Source organism: Brevundimonas sp. ALps5 (genome assembly GCF_058681645.1).
Genome location: NZ_CM178744.1, coordinates 3,161,495 through 3,175,613, shown reverse-complemented (window position 1 = coordinate 3,175,613; position 14,119 = coordinate 3,161,495). Strand labels below are relative to the sequence as shown.

The 14,119-nt window shown below is 66.2% G+C and carries 14 protein-coding genes; 5 read left to right on the top strand and 9 right to left on the bottom strand.

The window, feature by feature from the left end:
- The 7 genes from ACW172_RS15040 to ACW172_RS15010 are packed head-to-tail and all read right to left on the bottom strand — an operon-like array spanning position 1 to position 5,664.
- Complete coding sequence (locus ACW172_RS15040; RefSeq protein ID WP_492032246.1) at positions 1–714, bottom strand: SDR family oxidoreductase; 714 nt, start codon at positions 712–714, stop codon at positions 1–3.
- A complete protein-coding gene (locus ACW172_RS15035; RefSeq protein ID WP_492032245.1) occupies positions 705–1,532 on the bottom strand; it encodes an SDR family NAD(P)-dependent oxidoreductase in 828 nt (275 codons plus the stop codon). Before ACW172_RS15035 ends, ACW172_RS15040 begins: the two co-directional genes overlap by 10 nt.
- Positions 1,533–1,554: 22 nt before the next feature.
- Entirely contained in the window at positions 1,555–2,367 is an 813-nt protein-coding gene (locus ACW172_RS15030) for an SDR family NAD(P)-dependent oxidoreductase (protein ID WP_492032244.1), read from the bottom strand.
- Entirely contained in the window at positions 2,367–3,281 is a 915-nt protein-coding gene (locus tag ACW172_RS15025; RefSeq protein ID WP_492032243.1) for a VOC family protein, read from the bottom strand. Before ACW172_RS15025 ends, ACW172_RS15030 begins: the two co-directional genes overlap by 1 nt.
- A gap of 27 nt (positions 3,282–3,308) precedes the next feature.
- Positions 3,309–4,067, bottom strand: a complete 759-nt coding sequence (locus ACW172_RS15020) for an SDR family NAD(P)-dependent oxidoreductase (protein ID WP_492032242.1) — start codon at positions 4,065–4,067, stop codon at positions 3,309–3,311.
- Positions 4,064–5,449, bottom strand: coding sequence for an MFS transporter (locus tag ACW172_RS15015; protein ID WP_492032241.1), 1,386 nt, complete (start codon positions 5,447–5,449; stop codon positions 4,064–4,066). The genes ACW172_RS15020 and ACW172_RS15015 overlap by 4 nt, the downstream gene beginning before the upstream one ends.
- Positions 5,446–5,664, bottom strand: coding sequence for a ferredoxin (locus tag ACW172_RS15010; RefSeq protein WP_492032240.1), 219 nt, complete (start codon positions 5,662–5,664; stop codon positions 5,446–5,448). The genes ACW172_RS15015 and ACW172_RS15010 overlap by 4 nt, the downstream gene beginning before the upstream one ends.
- A gap of 148 nt (positions 5,665–5,812) precedes the next feature.
- On the opposite strand from ACW172_RS15010, the gene ACW172_RS15005 reads away from it, so the two are divergent.
- The 3 genes from ACW172_RS15005 to ACW172_RS14995 all read left to right on the top strand — a co-directional run bounded on the left by ACW172_RS15005 (position 5,813) and on the right by ACW172_RS14995 (position 8,814).
- Positions 5,813–7,189 carry an aromatic ring-hydroxylating dioxygenase subunit alpha gene (locus tag ACW172_RS15005; RefSeq protein WP_492032239.1) on the top strand — a complete coding sequence of 459 codons (1,377 nt, stop codon included), beginning with the start codon at positions 5,813–5,815 and terminating at the stop codon, positions 7,187–7,189.
- Positions 7,190–7,220: 31 nt separating this feature from the next.
- Positions 7,221–7,802: a 3-phenylpropionate/cinnamic acid dioxygenase subunit beta gene (locus ACW172_RS15000; protein WP_492032238.1), complete on the top strand. Its 582-nt coding sequence runs from the start codon at positions 7,221–7,223 to the stop codon at positions 7,800–7,802.
- A gap of 85 nt (positions 7,803–7,887) precedes the next feature.
- Positions 7,888–8,814 carry a quinone oxidoreductase family protein gene (locus ACW172_RS14995; protein WP_492032237.1) on the top strand — a complete coding sequence of 309 codons (927 nt, stop codon included), beginning with the start codon at positions 7,888–7,890 and terminating at the stop codon, positions 8,812–8,814.
- Positions 8,815–8,864: 50 nt separating this feature from the next.
- Here ACW172_RS14995 and ACW172_RS14990 read toward each other — a convergent pair whose 3' ends face one another.
- Positions 8,865–9,413 carry a glutathione peroxidase gene (locus ACW172_RS14990; RefSeq protein WP_492032236.1) on the bottom strand — a complete coding sequence of 183 codons (549 nt, stop codon included), beginning with the start codon at positions 9,411–9,413 and terminating at the stop codon, positions 8,865–8,867.
- A 119-nt stretch (positions 9,414–9,532) separates the two neighbouring features.
- On the opposite strand from ACW172_RS14990, the gene ACW172_RS14985 reads away from it, so the two are divergent.
- Positions 9,533–9,928 carry a limonene-1,2-epoxide hydrolase family protein gene (locus tag ACW172_RS14985; RefSeq protein WP_492032235.1) on the top strand — a complete coding sequence of 132 codons (396 nt, stop codon included), beginning with the start codon at positions 9,533–9,535 and terminating at the stop codon, positions 9,926–9,928.
- Between the two features lie 99 nt (positions 9,929–10,027).
- Positions 10,028–11,308: a cytochrome P450 gene (locus tag ACW172_RS14980; RefSeq protein WP_492032234.1), complete on the top strand. Its 1,281-nt coding sequence runs from the start codon at positions 10,028–10,030 to the stop codon at positions 11,306–11,308.
- Between the two features lie 150 nt (positions 11,309–11,458).
- On the opposite strand, the gene ACW172_RS14975 is transcribed toward ACW172_RS14980, so the two are convergent.
- Complete coding sequence (locus tag ACW172_RS14975; RefSeq protein ID WP_492032233.1) at positions 11,459–13,927, bottom strand: TonB-dependent receptor; 2,469 nt, start codon at positions 13,925–13,927, stop codon at positions 11,459–11,461.
- Positions 13,928–14,119: the final 192 nt, after the last annotated feature.

Here is a 14,119-nt window from a genome sequence, read left to right as displayed (position 1 = left end):
CTAGTGGCCCTCGCCCTGCGGGTAGAGGGCCAGCCGGGCGATATTGGCCCGGTCCGGCTGTTCCAGCATGAAGCGGATGGCGCGGGCGACGTCCTGCGGGTCGAGCGCGACCGGGTTCTCGACCCTGGCCGCCGCCATCATCTTGTCGAACATCTCGCTGGAGGTTGAACCCGGCGCAATAGTGCCGACCTTCACGCCCGTGCCGGCCAATTCGATCCGCAGCGACTGGGTGAAGGCCTCGAGCGCGTGCTTCAGTCCGCCATAGACCCCGCCCGCGCGTGAGATCAGATAGGCGCTGATGCTCGACACATTGACGATCGCGCCGGACGACTGCCCCCGGAACTCTCGCGCAAAGACGTAGGAACTGCGCACAACCGCCTCGAAATTCACGCGGATCATATAGCTGACCGCGTCCAGATCGATGGTGTCCATGGTCCCGACCGCCATGACGCCGGCGTTGTTGATGACCACATCGGCGCGGCCGAACCGCTCTTTCGCCAAGGCCAGAAGCTGCTCCGGCACGCCCGCCTCGGCGATGTCGGCCGCCAGCAGGGCGCTGGGTCCCGGCAGGGTGGCGGCGAGCGCCTCCAGCTTTTCCATCCGTCGGCTGGTCAGCACCAGATTGCAGCCCGCCTGGCTGAGCTCCAGCGCGGTCGCCGCGCCGATCCCGGCCGAGGCCCCCGTCAGGACGACGGTCTTGCCGTTCAGCTCCATTTTCCGGGCGCCTTCCTCATGCCGTCTATGATGGGCCGCATGTCCGCCACGCTGGGCAGGTGGGCGGTGAAACCGCCGTCCACGGAGAGGATCTGGCCGGTGACGTAGGAACTCAGATCCGAAGCCAGGAAGACGACCATATTGGCGATGTCTCGCGGCGTGCCGAGACGCGGCACGAGGCAGTGGCTGAGGAAGATGTCCTGGATGTGCGCGGGAAGCCGCTGCTCCATGCCGGGCTGGATGATCAGACCCGCCGCGATGGCGTTCACGCGGACGCCGCGAGGGCTGTAGCCGGTCGCCATGTGCCGCGTCAGGGCGTTCACCGCCGCCTTCGAGGCCGCATAGGCGAAATTGCTGACGTCGCCCGAAAGCGACTGGCCGGACGAGATGTTGACGATCGAGCCCCCGCCCCGCTCCAGCATCGATGGAATGGCGTATTTGCAGAACAGCATCGGACCGCGGGCGTTGATCGACTGGACCTGATCCCACAGCTCGACCGGCATGTCGGGGATGTCCAGGTCGCGCGAGGAGAAACCCGTCGCGCCAGCGTTGTTGTCGAGGATGTCGAGGCCGCCGAAGGTTTCGACGGCGAATTCGACCACCGCGCGGATGTCGTCCTCGGAAGTGATGTCCCCCGCCTTGCCGGCGACGTCGTAGCCCTGCCCTTTCAGCCGTTCGGTCACCGCCTCGAGCTCCGGCGCCCGCAGATCGGTCAGGACGACGCGCGCGCCCTGCTCAGCCAGGGCCAGGGCGGTTTCGGAGCCGATCGACCCCGCCGCCCCGGTGACCAGCGCCACCTTGCCTTCCAGCAATCCCATATGTTTTCTCCCCTCGTCGGCTTCAGCCGCCCTGTTTTTCCATCTCGGCCACGTTCGGCGGCCGCGACTGATAGCCCGGCATATGCAGCCCGCCGTCGACATTGATCAGTTCGCCGGTGACGAACCGCGACATGTCCGAGGCCAGGAAAACCGCGACGGGAGCGATGTCCTCCTCCGGGTCGCCGTTGCGCTGCAGAGGCTTCATGGCTGCGACCCGTTCGGCGAAACCGGGCGAATCCGCCGCCATCTTCTGGAACACCGTGCCCATCGCCGCGGGCGACAGCAGGTTGACGCGGATGTTGAACCGGCCCCACTCGTGCGCCGCGCTGCGAGTCAAACCGCGCAGCGCCGACTTGGTGATGCTGTAGTCGGAGTTCAGGAAGGCGCCCGTCTCGACATCGATCGAGTAGAAGTTGACGATCGAGCCACCGCCGCGAGCCACCATATGCGGCCGCGCCGCCTGCATCGCCCACCAGCCGGCCCAGAGACCCGAATGCAGTGTGGCGTCCAGCATCTCGTCGGTCTTCTGCTCCAGCAGCACCTTGGGACTGAGAGTGAAGGCGTTGTTGATCAGGATGTCGATGCCGCCGAACAGTTCGACCGTTCTGGCGACCGCGCCCTGGATCTGCTCCTTGACCCGGACGTCGACCTTCAGCACCTCGGCCGTGCCGCCGAGCTCCTCGATCAGTTCCTTGCGGATGGTCGTGCAGTAGTCGTCGTTGTACTCGGCGACGACCACCGTCGCGCCCTCGCGGATGAACCGGCGGGCGATGCCCCGGCCGATGCCGCCGCCGCCGCCCGTGACCAGGGCGATCTTGCCATCCAGCAATCCCATCAGAGCACTTCTTCGGGGGTGCGCACCGTCGTGCCGAGGATCGGCCCGACCAGTTCGTGGCCCCAGTAGCTGAGGCGTTCGGCGTTCAGCTCGAACGGATCGCCGGGCCAGGGATGGGTCTCCGCGATGACCTCGACGGCGAAGCCTGAGGGGCTGAAGTGATAGAATGAGAAATGCGGGTCCTGGGTGTGCTGGCCCAGGGTCATCTGCACTGGAATCTGGCGCTTGTTGACGATGTCCCAGGTCTCGCCGACGTCACGCAGGTCGCCGGTGAGCAGTCCCATGTGCTGGATGCCCATACGGCCCGGCGCATAGCCATAGCCAATGTCGTGGCTGGTCAGATTGTTGAGCCCGGCACGGTAGAAGCCGGTCTTGCCCTTGCCGGCGCCGGAGCCGTACCACTGGAAGCCCATGACGTTGATCAGGAAATCGTCGAGCTCGGGGCCGTATTCCGGCGTGATCACCACGACATGGCCGAAACCCCGGCCGTAGGTGTTGAAGCCGCCGTGGCGGCGGCCGGGCACGAAGGAATCCGGCTCGCCCTTCTGGCCGTAGAAGAGTTCGTACTGGTAGCCGACCGGATCCTTGAAGCGGACGACGTCGCGGACGGCGCGGCGGGCCTTGAGGTCGTCGTCGCCCTGTTCAACGGCGATGCCGGCGTCCTGCAGTTTCTTGACCGCCTTCTCGAAGGCAATGCGGTTAACGCATTCCCAGCCGATATAGGTGAGCTTGTCGATCGGGCCCGGCTGGAAGGCGAAGCGGTAACGACGGTCGTCCATGCGCAGGTACAGCGAGTCCGGCTCGTCCTCCGGAGACGGCGCGATGGCGAAACCGAGCACCTCGGGTCCGTAGGTGCGCCAGGCGTCGATGTTGGGGCTTTCAAAGCCCAGATAGCCGATACCCCGGATATCCATGGTCCAGATCCTCAGTTGTGCGGTTGGCTAGCAGGCGGTGGTGCCGCCATCGATGATGATGTCGGCTCCGGTGATGAAGGCGGCCTCGTCGGAGGCCAGGAAAGCGGCCATGCCGACCACGTCCTCGGGCTCGCCGGGACGCCCCGCCGGTATCGCGCCGGTCAGCTGGGCGCGCACGGCCGGGTTCTCGACGAAGGCGCGGGTGCCGGGCGTGAGGATGAAGCCGGGGCTGATGCTGTTGGCGCGGATGCCGAGCGGCGCGCCCTCCAGCGCCATCTGGCGCGTCATGGCGATGACCCCGCCCTTGGTCGCATTGTGGGCGATGGTGCCGTTGCCGCGCGAGCCCTGCCAGCCGGCGGTCGACGCGACATTGATGATCGCCCCGCCCTGTTTGGCCAGATGCGGCCAGGCGTATTTCGTCGTCAGGAAGACGAGGTCCAGCTCGTTGCGGATTGTGAACCGCCAGTCCTCGACCGACAGATCCGTGATCGAGCCGAACTTCGCGGCGGAGGCGTTGTTGTAGACGATGTCGATACGCCCGTGATCCGCGACCGCCCTGTCGATCCAGGCCTGGGCGCCTGTGGGATCGCCGAGGTCGCAGACCATGCTGGTCATCACACCGCCGGCCTCGGAGACCAGCCGGGCGGTCTCGGCGTCGGCTTCGGCGTTGACGTCGCAGCCGACAATGATCGCGCCGTCGGCGACGAACCTGAGCGCCGCCGCCCGGCCCTGCCCGCCTCCTGTTCCGGAGATCAGGGCGACCCGACCTTCGAGACGGCGCGTCACGCAGACGGCTCCGTCGCGGCGTCACGGGCGTCCAGCGTGGCGCGGATGGCCGCGTGCTTCTCGCGGGTCAGCGGATAGGTGAAGGCCAGCCAGGCGCCGAGCAGGAACAGCACGGCAGAGGGGCCGGCGAAGACCATTTCCAGACCCGATATCGCCTGGGGCGAGTTGGCGGCCATCAGCGCGGGCTTGTAGCCCACGAGCGCCAGCGCGGCGAACGACAGGCCGACGGCGAGGGCCCCGCCCAGCTTCCAGCTGCTGATCAACAGGGCGTAGAGGACGCCCGTCTGGTCGGACCCGGTGTCCAGCCGCAGTTCGTCCCCGGCGTCGGCCATCATGGCCCGGGGCAACAGGTTGAAGGCGCCGAACGACAGGCCCCAGCCCATCATGCCCAACGCCACCGCCGGCAGGCTGTGGTCCGGGGTGAAGATGAAGGCGATGCTGACGATCGCAGCCAGCAGGCCGGCGATTCCCAGCACGAAATGCTTGTCGAACTTGCGGGCCAGCCAGGCGACGGCGGGCACGGTGATCATGGCGGTGATGACCTGGGCGATCAGGACCAGGCCTACCGCGCTGCGGTCCAGACCCTTGGCGGCGGTGACGAAGAACACCAGCATGGCCGAGGCCGTGCCGAAGCCCAGGCCGAACAGCAGGTCGATGGCGGCGATGCGGAACACGGCCTTGCGTCCGACGACCGCCAGATACTCCCTGATGCCGACGATATGACGCTGGGCGACCACGGCGGCCTCCGGAACGCGCCAGGCGGCCAGGGCGACGGCAGGCGCCATCAGGACGATGATGATCCAGCCCATCAGCTGGGTGGGCTCGATCCCCGTGTCGCCCAGCTTTTTCAGCAGGATCGGGAAGCCCATGACGGTCAGGATGCCCAGCAGCGAGGCGAACTGGAGCCAGGCGTAGACCCGCGACCGCCCGTCGTAGCTGGCCACCAGTCCCGAAGCCAAAGCGAGTTGCGCCAACGACAGGATCGACCAGCCGAGGAAGCTCGCCGTCAGGGTGAGCAACAGATAGATCGGCCCGACGCCCGGCCTGGCCATGAACAGCAGATAGACCGCCAGCATCAGCGCCGGCGCCCCGAAGATCAGCCAGGGCCGATAGCGTCCCCACCGGCTGCGGGTCCTGTCCATGGCCGCGCCCAGCAGGGGATCAACCACAATGTCGAAGATGCGCACGCTGGTGAAGATCAGGCCGATGACCGCCAGCGGCAGGCCCAGCACCGTCGCATAGTGCTCGGGGATCATGACCACGAGCGGCAGGGACAGCGCCGTCAGCGGCACGCCCATCAACGACAGGGACAGCAGGCCCGGCAGCTTGCGCACGCCCTTGGCCGCACCCTCCGGGTTCGCGGCGACGGCGGGCGCGGTCATGCCTCGACCGGCTCGACGACGATCGCGGCCTGGGGACAGGAGTCGGCGCCCTCGATGGCCCGTTCCAGCAACTCCGGTGGGACGATGTCCGTCGTCAGAACCACCAGTCCGCCCTCCAGCTGATAGATTTCCGGGCAGATCTCGACACAGGTTCCGTAACCGCAGCAGGCGCTGCGGTCGGCCGTCACACGATGGGCGATCGCTTCTGAACTCATCTTCATCCTCCGTGCCGGGCGTCCGTTCGGGACTGCTCCGGGGGCCACCGGCCCGTCGTTCCTCGTTGAATCGAAGAGTTGCATTTTCTATACAGAAATGCCACCTCTGTTCAAAATTATATGGCGCAAGTCGCCGCGGAGGACAACCATGCTGGACCGGACACGGACGACGCTTTCGGACGGGACGACCATCGACGATCTGATCAATGTCCAGACGCGCGAAGTGCAGCTTCGCGCCATTTCGGATCCCGAACTCTACGACATCGAGATGCGCAAGGTCTTCGGGAAGACCTGGCTGCTTCTGGGTCACGAGAGCGAGATTCCGGCCTCAGGCGACTTCATCACCCGGCTGATGGGATCGGACCCGGTCCTGATCACGCGCCAGAAGGACGGGACCATCAAGGTCATGCTGAACGTGTGCCCGCACCGGGGCATGCGCGTTTGCGTCAACGACGCCGGCAACGCCAAGGTCCACACCTGCATCTATCATGGCTGGGCGTTCAGGAACGACGGCGACTTCATCGGCGCCCCGGTCGCCGGCGAGAAGATGCACGGCGACATCCTGCCCAAGGAAAAGCTCGGCCTGACCCAGGCGCGCGTCCACATCTACGGCGGCCTGATCTTCGCGACCTGGAATCTCGAAGGGCCCTCGTTCGACGAGTTCCTCGGCGAGATGAAGTGGTACTACGACATGCTGTTCTGCCGGACGGACAAGGGGCTGGAAGTCCTGGGCCCGCCGCAGAGGTTCACCATCAAGGCCAACTGGAAGACGGCTTGCGAACAGTCTGCCGCCGACGGCTTCCACACCCTGACCCTGCACCGCTGGCTGGGCGAGTTCGCCAAGTTCGGCGACGGTGACCTGACCACCTCCATGTACGGCACCGAGGTCGGATCGCTTCAGGGTCACGCCCTGCGCTGCATGCCCGTGGCCAACAAGTTCAAACAGGCCAAGGACTTCCGGGACGGCAATCTGACGCTGGAAGAAAAGCTGGCCATCGTCCCGCCGCCCGGCATCACCAAGGAGATGCTGCCGGAGTTGATCCGCAACCTGACGCCGGAACAGCTCGGCCTGCTGGTCGACAGCCCGCCCCAGGTCGGCGGCATGTTCCCCAACGTCCTGATCGCCTTCATCTATGTGCCGCAGCCCGATGGCGAGATCATCGGCCTGACCTCCCTACACACCTACATCCCCAAGGGTCCGGACGAGCTGGAGTTCTGCAACTACATCATGGCCGAGAAGGACGCGCCGGAAGAGCACAAGCAGAAGGCGCTGCAGTTCGCGGTGCGCATGCTGGGCACCTCCGGCATGGTGGAACAGGACGATTCCGACACCTGGCCGCACATCACCCAGACGGCGAAGGGCGCCGCCGCCCGCAACATCACGATGAAGTACCAGGCGGTCTGCAACACCCCTCCCCGCCCCGACTGGCCCGGCCCGGCTCTCGTCTATGAGGGCTTCACCAAGGACGACACCCAGTGGAACTGGTGGCTGGCCTACCGCGACCTGATGAACGCCCCGTTCTGATCAGCGCCGACATCATCAGGATACCATCGCCATGACCATGAATGCCGTCATCCCGACCGACGTCAGCGTCGCCGAGGACAAGCCCTTCCGCCCCAACCGCGTCCCGGTCGGATCGCCCGCCTATAACGAGATCGCCGAGTTCCTTTACGAGGAAGCCTGGCTGCTCGACGAAATCCGTCTGAAGGACTGGGTCGCGCGGCTCGACGTCGACCTGCGCTACACCTGCCCCGTGCGCCAGACCCGCTCGCTTCGGCAGAACGCCCTGTCGATCGTCCGCACCGTGATGCATTTTGACGAGACCTACGCTTCGATCCGTGGGCGGGTCGGCCGCATCACCGACACCCAGAGCGCCTGGGCCGAGGATCCGCCCTCGCGCACCCGCCGTCTGGTAACCAACATCCTCGTGGAGTCCACCGACAATCCCGACGAGTTCGAGGTGACCAGCTACCTGCTGTGCAGCCGCAGCCGGTTCGAGGAAACCACCCTGCTGATGCTGAGCTGCGTTCGCCACGACCTGCTGCGCCGCTATGACGACGGCATCAAACTGGCCCGGCGCGAGATCATCGTCGACCAGACGGTGCTGGGCTTCCCGAACCTCGCAATCTTCCTCTGACCTGACGCCTCGCTGACGTCGGCGCCGCCCGCTCGCCGGGCGTGCGCCGACGCGCGCCCAACACCCTGACACCAGGAGTTCACCCATGCGCGCCGCCGTCATCTCAGGCAACGGAGCCGCTCCCGTCCTTGAGGACTTTCCCGAACCGACGGCGCAGGAGGGCGCGGTCCTGATCGAGGTCGACACCGCAGGGCTCGGCGGCTGGGACGTCCTCGGCGCCTATCGCCTGGGCGTCCAGTATCCGTGCGTCATTCGCGGCGAAGGCGTCGGTCGCGCCGAGGATGGCCGCCGCGTCTATTTCGGCGAACGGTCGGTGGCCCCGTGGGGCGCCTGGGCGGAGAAGACCGTCGTTCCGGCCGCCGAGGTCTGGGACGTGCCCGACGACATCGACGACCGCACCGCCATCACCATGGGTATCGCCGGCACGGGCATTCTTGTTCCGCTGGAAGCCGCGAAGATCCAGCCGGGCGAGAGCGTCCTGATCCTCGGCGCCACCGGAGTGCTGGGCCAGATCGGCTTGCAGCTCGCGAAGAGTCTAGGCGCGGGTCGGGTCGTCGCCGCCGCCCGCAGCCAGGCGGGGCTGGACCGCCTGATGGAGCGCGGACTGGCCGACGCCGTGGTCGCCATGGGCGGCGAGAACGACACCGAGGCCCTGAAGGCCGCATCGGGCGGAGACGGCTTCGACGTCGTGCTGGATCTGGTCTTCGGCCAGCCCTTCCTGTCGGCAGTCAAGGCGACGAAATGGGGCGCGCGCCTGATCACCATCGGCACCGGCGCGGGCCGGGTCGTCGAGCTCAACATCGGCGACCTGTTGTTCCGCACCCTGACCTGCATCGGCACCGGCCAGCGCCCGCCCGCCGACCGCGAACAAATCTGGCGGCGGCTGCTGGCGATGCAGAAAGACCAGTCGATCACGGTCGACTATGTCGACTACGACTTCGCCGACGCCTCCGAGGCCTGGGCGGCCCAGGTCTCCGGCCCCCACGCCAAGATCACCGCGAAGGTGCGCTGACGATGGCGGCGGAGGGTTGGCTCACCCTCCGCAACCGGCGCCCTCCGGCGTCACTCCGCCGACAGCGCCCTGTCGACCGCCGCGAGCAGACGCGGATCCGCCGCATCGACATCGGGCGCGAACCGGTCGATGACCTGACCATCGCGGCCGACGAGGAATTTCTCGAAATTCCACACCACCTCGCCCGGGCCGCTCGCCGGAATTCCATACCCCGCCAGCCGCTCGCGCATCGGGCCGTCGCCGACGGCCTCGGGCTTCGTCGCGGTCAGGCCGGCATAGAGCGGATGGATGTCCTCGCCCTTGACGCTGATCTTGGCATAGAGCGGGAAGGTCACGTCGTAGCTGGTCTTGCAGAAGGTCGCGATCTCGTCCTCGGTCCCAGGCTCCTGGCCGTTGAAATTGTTCGCCGGGAACCCCAGCACCTCCAGACCATCCGCCGACTTCGCCCGATAGAGGGCTTCGAGGCCCTCGTACTGGGGCGTCAGTCCGCACTTGGAGGCGACGTTGACGATCAGCAGAACCTTGCCGGAATGGTTGGCCAGGGTGTCCGCCTCGCCGTCGATACGGGTCACGGGAATGGCGGTGATCGGGTCGCTCATGTCAGCTCCATCTTGTCCGGACGGCGGACGCCGCCTTCGGCCCGAAGTCTAGCAAACCGGGGACGAAACCGCGCCCGAAAACCGATCTCCAACGCCGGAAATCAAAGGAAAATCACCCCGTGAACCGCGCCCCGATCGACATCATCCGCGCCTTTCTCGACGTCTGGTCCGAAGGGCCCGAACCGCTTGAGAAAGCGATCCGCGACCTGTTCCGGCCGGACACCGAATGGGTCAATATGGGCCTGTCGAAAACCGTCGGCGCCGACGAGGCCCTGGCCATGGGGGCGAAGTTCGAGGCGGCCATGGGCTATTCGAAAATCCTGGTCGAAACCCTGCACATCGCCGCCAACGGCAACGTCGTCCTGACCGAAAGGATGGACCGGCTAGTCGCGGCCGACGGCCGCGAGATCGGCGCCTTCGCCATCGCGGGGATCTTCGAACTCGACGACGACGGCAGACTGGTCCGGTGGCGCGACTATACGGACCCGTCGGCGGTCGCCGGGATTCACCAATGAGGTGACGGCGCCCAGATAGACATTCAGCACAGAAAATCATATTCTGTATAAGAAATGGACTGGCCTCAGGCCGGCCGCACCCCCGGGAGGGATTTATCGATGACGACGGTGCAGACCAAACCCAACAAGGACCTCGCGGAGGGCTTCGCCCAGGTCGGGGCCCTGTTCGCGGGCGACGACAGCAATATCGAGCAGATCTATCGCGATCACCGCGCCAACATGCCCGTCATGCAAGGCGACATCTGCGCCGAACTGGGCGCCGCCTCGTTCGCCGGCGCGACGGGTCGTCCGATCTACACCATCTTCAAGCACGCCGACGTCATGAAGGTGCTGCGTGACACCAAGACCTTCACCAGCGGGATCCTGATGGAGACGGGCCTCGGCCCGTTCCTCGACGGGCTGATGATCACCGGCCTGGACGGCGACGAGCACCGCCAGCTGCGCGGCATCCTGCAGCCGTCATTCACCCCGGCGGTCATGGAGGAATGGCGCGAGACCTATATTCGCCCGCTGATCAAACAGTCCTTCATCGAGCCGTTGGTCGCGCTCGGGAAGACCGAGCTGATCACCTCGGTCGGCGTCATGTTCCCGATCCACGTCGTCTACGCCGTTCTCGGCTTCCCGGATGACGACACCGCCGCGCTCGAGACCTTCGCCACCAAGGCCCTGAAGGTCCTGGGCGGCATGGCCAACGATCCCGAAGCCAAGCGCGCCGCCTTCCAGGCGTTCCAGGAACTCTACGAGCCGACCCTGGCCGCGGTTCAGGCGCGCCGGGCGTCCGGGGCCGAAGGCTCCGACCTGATCAGCCGGCTGATCCGGGCCGAGTTCGAGGGGCGCACGCTCAGTGACCACCAGATCACCAACTTCGTTCGCATGATGCTGCCGGCCGCGTCCGAAACGACGTCGCGCACCTTCGCGATCATGATGACCCATCTGTTCGATCACCCCGAGGTGCTCGAACGTCTGCGGGCCGATCGTTCGTTGATGCGCAAGGTTCTGGACGAGAGCGTAAGGCATGACGCGGTCGCCACCTTCAAGGTCCGCGAGGCCCAGACCGACGTCACGCTTCAGGACGTCACCATTCCCAAGGGGTCGATCATCTCGGCCTGCGTCGGCTCGGCCAATCGCGACGAGACCGTGTTCGAGAACCCGGACGTCTTCGACATCGACCGCAAACAGATGGCCGCGTTCGGCTTCGGCTTCGGGGCCCATATGTGCGTCGGCATGTGGCTGGCCAAGGTCGAGATCGAGGAGGCGGTCGGCCTGCTGCTCGACATGCTTCCCAACCTGCGGCTCGACCCCGACTACCCTCCCCCGGTGGTGCGCGGCGTTTCCCTGCGCGGTCCGGACGCCGTCCATGTGGTCTGGGACGTTCCCTGACAACACCGCCTGCCGAACCTGAGCATCCCAAAGGCCCCACCCCGTGTGGGGCCTTCTTTTTGACCGGCGACGATCCCGGTCGTCGCGCGCAAGAAAAAGCCGCCGACCGGATATCCGGTCGGCGGCCAGTGGCGACGGCGAATGTCGCGGCTAGAAACGTTTGGTCAGCGAGGCGCCGAAGGTCTGCGGCTCTCCGATGAAGTCGGTCGCGAAGCCCAGGCCGGCGGAGTAGAAGTCCGCCAGGCTCCGGGTCAGATATTCCTCACCCAGGATGTTCTTGCCGTAGATCGAAAACTCGACGTTCGTCGCATCGAACTCGATCGAGAACTTGGCGTTGAGCAGGCCGTAGGCGGGAGTGTCGTCCAGCCGGTTCGCTTCGGCGTAGATGGCCTGGGTCGCGGCGGGCTGTTGTGATGCGGCCGTCACCGGGCTGAAGCGCTGCTTGCCCAGATAGGCGTAGTCGACATGGAGGCTGACGTTGCCGAACGAGGTCGGCAGGCTTTGGGTCGCGCCGAGGCTGTACTGGAGTTTCACCAGCTGCGGCAGATCCTCGCCGTTGCGATCGACCGGGCAGATGGATGAGGTTCCGCTCGGGGCGACCGTACATCCGGTATAGCCGACGCCGGGCACGGACTGCTGCTCGATGAACGATCCATTGGTGTACTCACCGTCGCTGAGCGCGACGTTGGCCGTGAGCTCCATTCCGGACCACGGCCGGTAGGCGCCTTCCATCTCGACCCCGTAGACGCGGGCGTCGCCGGCGTTGACCAGGAACTGGGTGCTGGCGCCCGCGGGGGTCAGGGCGGCGGCATTGCGCTGCACGTCCGATTGCCAGGCGTGGAAGACGGCGATGTTGGTCCGCAGGCGGTTGTCCAGCCAGGTCGCCTTGAAGCCCGCCTCGATGTCGCGGACGTTCTCCGGGCGGAAGGCCGGCAGGCCGCCGGCGCGGGTGTTCCAGCCGCCGGACTTGGACGCCCCGCGAGTCTGGACGTAGGCGAACATCTCGGGATTGATCTGCCAGTCGATACCCACGGTCCAGGCCGGATAGTCGAACTTGGTGTCCTGGGTCTGGGTGCAGACGCCGACCGCGTCGGGCGTGGCGACGTTGCAGGTGCTGGCAACGCCCCAGGTGTTGTAGTTGTGCAGTTCCGTCTCACGACCGTCCCAGGTCCAGCGCAGGCCGGCGGCGATGCGGATGGCGTCGGTCAGCTGGTAGTAGCCCTGGCCGAACACGCCCGCCGAGGTGTTGTGCACATCCGCGAGATTCTGGCCCGCGAACCCGGCGTAGGGCCGGGACACGGCGTTGTAGGGCAGGAAGGCGAAGGACTGCGACCGGCTGAACTCCTGACCTTTTTCGTCGGAGTAGTAGAGGCCCGCGATGTAGGTGAACTTGTCGCCGACGGCGCCGCTCAGCTGGAATTCCTGCGAATACTGGGTCGAGGAATAGCCCGCCCAGGTCGTGAGGATCGGGACGGGCGTCCCGTCGGTGTCGACCACGCCATCGGTATCACTGAAGCGGTAGCCCGTGATCGACTTCAGCGTCACCGGACCGAGGTCGAGCGAGGCGTTCAGGCTGGCCCCATAGGCTTCCAGCCGGTTGCCCAGCGGCTTCGAATAAAGCGCCTGCACTTCGGCCGGAAGCGAGGCGAAATTCGGATTGGCGCTGGGGTTGAAAAAGCCCGTGGCGTAGCTGTCGTAGAAGCCGCGCGTGTGCAGGGAGTTGTTCAGGGTGGTGCTCAGGCCAAACGGCCCGAACGAGCCGGTCGGACCGAACACTTGCGGCGCATAGCCCTTCAAGGCGGTGAACTGGCCGTTGTCATCGATCTTGTTCCAGTCGCCGGCAAGCGTCACCTGCAGCTTGTCGCCGGTGTATTTGATCTTGCCCCGGACGAAGTCGCTCGATCGGGCTCCGATGTCGCGGCCCAGCGGGATGTCATGGCCGTAGCCGCTGCGGTCCGAGGTGCTGGCGGTCAGACGCGCCGAAAGGCTGTCGCTGAGCGGGATATTGACCACGCCGGCGACGCCGGACTGGTCATAGCTGCCGGCCTCTACCCGGATCTGGCCGCCGAATTCGGCGGTCGGGTCGGCCGAGAGGATGTTCACGGCGCCGCCGATGGTGTTGCGACCGAACAGCGTGCCCTGGGGGCCGCGCAGAACCTCGACGCGCTGCAGATCGAACAGGTCGGTCAGGCCCTGGGAAGGCCGGGGCACATAGACGCCGTCGATATAGATCGCTACGGCGGGATCGTTGGAAACCAGGGCCTGGGTGTTGCCCTGACCGCGGATGGCGACGAAGGCGAAGCCCGATGCGGAGGGCGCGCCGGTCGCGATGGACAGGCTGGGCGCGGTGCGCTGCAGATCGGTGACGTCGGAGACCTGGGCCCGCTCGAGCCCCGCGGCGCCGAGCGCGGTCACGGCGACAGGCGTGCTTTGAAGGTTTTCCTCGGTACGACGCGCGGTGACGACGATGTCGTCGAGCTTGTCGGTCTGCGGCTGCGCCTGGGCCCGCTCCGCCGCGGTCTGGGCGAAGGCCGGCGCCGTCAGGGCCGTGCAGGCAAGAAGACCAAGGGCGCTGCCCCGCAGGATTCTGGACACATTTCGGCTGGTAGTGAACTGCATTCGTAACCTCCCCGATGGGGTCTGTCGCCCCGCGTTTCACGGCTGCCAGGAGGCGCCGCGTTGAGGTAAAACTAAACAGAATTCAAAATCTGTCGCAAGAATAAAAATCTAGGATAAGAATGCAGGCGCCTTAAGTCGCCACCGGCAGGGCGGGCCTTCCGGGACGAAACGCCTGACCTCTCGACCCCTCCT

Excerpts from the sequence above, each read along its gene's own strand:
- ACW172_RS15040 (WP_492032246.1), bottom strand. The coding sequence starts at position 714 with ATGGAGCTGAACGGCAAGACCGTCGTCCTGACGGGGGCCTCGGCCGGG.
- ACW172_RS15035 (WP_492032245.1), bottom strand. The coding sequence starts at position 1,532 with ATGGGATTGCTGGAAGGCAAGGTGGCGCTGGTCACCGGGGCGGCGGGG.
- ACW172_RS15030 (WP_492032244.1), bottom strand. The coding sequence starts at position 2,367 with ATGGGATTGCTGGATGGCAAGATCGCCCTGGTCACGGGCGGCGGCGGC.
- ACW172_RS15025 (WP_492032243.1), bottom strand. The coding sequence starts at position 3,281 with ATGGATATCCGGGGTATCGGCTATCTGGGCTTTGAAAGCCCCAACATC.
- ACW172_RS15015 (WP_492032241.1), bottom strand. The coding sequence starts at position 5,449 with ATGACCGCGCCCGCCGTCGCCGCGAACCCGGAGGGTGCGGCCAAGGGC.
- ACW172_RS15010 (WP_492032240.1), bottom strand. The coding sequence starts at position 5,664 with ATGAGTTCAGAAGCGATCGCCCATCGTGTGACGGCCGACCGCAGCGCC.
- ACW172_RS15005 (WP_492032239.1), top strand. The coding sequence starts at position 5,813 with ATGCTGGACCGGACACGGACGACGCTTTCGGACGGGACGACCATCGAC.
- ACW172_RS15000 (WP_492032238.1), top strand. The coding sequence starts at position 7,221 with ATGACCATGAATGCCGTCATCCCGACCGACGTCAGCGTCGCCGAGGAC.
- ACW172_RS14995 (WP_492032237.1), top strand. The coding sequence starts at position 7,888 with ATGCGCGCCGCCGTCATCTCAGGCAACGGAGCCGCTCCCGTCCTTGAG.
- ACW172_RS14990 (WP_492032236.1), bottom strand. The coding sequence starts at position 9,413 with ATGAGCGACCCGATCACCGCCATTCCCGTGACCCGTATCGACGGCGAG.
- ACW172_RS14980 (WP_492032234.1), top strand. The coding sequence starts at position 10,028 with ATGACGACGGTGCAGACCAAACCCAACAAGGACCTCGCGGAGGGCTTC.
- ACW172_RS14975 (WP_492032233.1), bottom strand. The coding sequence starts at position 13,927 with ATGCAGTTCACTACCAGCCGAAATGTGTCCAGAATCCTGCGGGGCAGC.